Origin of the sequence: Mycobacterium sp., from assembly GCF_049647605.1 — a bacterium.
Classification (GTDB): domain Bacteria; phylum Actinomycetota; class Actinomycetes; order Mycobacteriales; family Mycobacteriaceae; genus Mycobacterium.
Genome location: NZ_JBARXZ010000033.1, coordinates 1 through 1,589 on the forward strand (window position 1 = coordinate 1; position 1,589 = coordinate 1,589).

Annotated in this window: 2 protein-coding genes; both read right to left on the reverse strand. The window is 59.7% G+C overall.

The window, feature by feature from the left end; genetic code table 11:
- Positions 1 to 596, reverse strand: a 596-nt coding sequence (locus tag WBB07_RS04985) for a sulfite exporter TauE/SafE family protein (protein ID WP_526305337.1), incomplete at its 3' end; no start/stop codon positions are given.
- A gap of 20 nt (positions 597 to 616) precedes the next feature.
- Positions 617 to 1,589, reverse strand: a 973-nt coding sequence (locus WBB07_RS04990; RefSeq protein WP_526305338.1) for an NAD(P)/FAD-dependent oxidoreductase, incomplete at its 5' end; no start/stop codon positions are given.

Genomic DNA, 1,589 nt, shown 5'->3' on the forward strand with positions numbered 1-1,589 from the left:
GTGTAGTTGAAGGCAGTCGTCAGACCGAACGCAGTAATCGCGACGAGCGACGAGCCGATTGCATTGATGATCGGCATGCCTGTCGAGGCCATCAGCCCCGGGACGATCAAGAATCCGCCGCCTATGCCGAAAAAGCCGGAAAACGCTCCGGTAAGGCCACCATAACCCGCGACCTTGGGCGCGTTCTCGCGCGTGCACTGGGCGGCCGCATCGCCTTCACGGCCCCGGCTCCTGAACATCAGCGTGCCCACCACCAGCATCAGCAGAGCAAACAGCACCAGCAGTTGCTTGCCATCCACGATCTTGCCGAGGCTGGAACCGAGGAAGGCGCCGACGATGCCGGCGGCACTGTAGACGCCGGCGCAGCGCCATTTGACATTCCCCAGTCGCCAATGGCTGATCATGTTGGTGAAGGCGTTCGCCGCGACGGCGAAGGCGCTCGTGCCAATCGCCATATGAGCATTCGGCACGCCGACCACATAGACCATCAAAGGAACGGCCAGGATCGAACCGCCGCCTCCGAACATGCCGAGGCTGAAGCCGACGATCCCTCCGGATATAACGCCGAGGAAGTATTGCAGAAAAGACAGGGTCATACGGTTTCAGGGCAAGCGTTTCAGCTCGTTTTGCCTTCCAGTTGTGTCGTGTGTTTCGGCTTTGCAAGCGGCTCGCGGCCCTTGAGCATCGCCTGCCAATAGATCGGTGGAAGCATCTTCTCCTTCAGGAACCAGGCCAGGCGTGACGGCTTGAGGTCATCGATCAGCCATGACGGGAAGCTCGGGACGCGTTTGCCGCCATAGGCAAATTCCGCGAGAACGATCTTGCCGCGTTCGACGGTGAGTGGGCAAGAGCCGTAACCGTCGTAGATGGCACGGCGGCGTGAATCGAGTTTGCCCATGTCGGCGAGCAGGTTTTCCGCAACGACAGGTGCCTGCTTGCGCGCTGCGGCTGCCGTCTTGGCGTTCGGTGCGCTCACCACATCGCCAAGGCCATAGATGTTCTCATATTTGGTGTGCTTGAGCGTGTTCTGATCAACCGAGACCCAGCCACTGTCGGCTGCCAGCGCACTAGCGCGAATGAAGTCCGGCGCGGTCTGGGGAGGAACGACATGGATCATGTCGAACCTGCGCTCAACGATTTCGCTGTTGCCTTCCTTGCCGGTCTTCTTGAACCATGCCGTCTTCGCCGACCCGTCGATGCGGATGAGATTGTCGCCGAAAGAGAGCTGAATGCCGTATCGCTCAACATACTTCATCAGCGGCGGGACGTAATCGGCGACGCCGAAGAGACCAGGTCCCGCAACGAGGAACTCGACATTGCAAGCTTTGAGGATGCCTTTGTCGAGCCAGGTGTCGCAGGATAGATACATCGCCTTTTGCGGCGCGCCGGCGCATTTGATCGGCATCGGCGGTTGTGTGAAGAGCGCCGTTCCGCCTTTGAACTCGTTGACAAGCTTCCAGGTATAGGGCGCGAGATCGTAGCGGTAGTTGGAGGTGACACCGTTCTTGCCCAGCGTTTCGGGAAGGCCTTCGACGCCCGCCCAGTTGAGCTTCAAACCGGGCGCAACGACAAGCCATTGATATTTGACG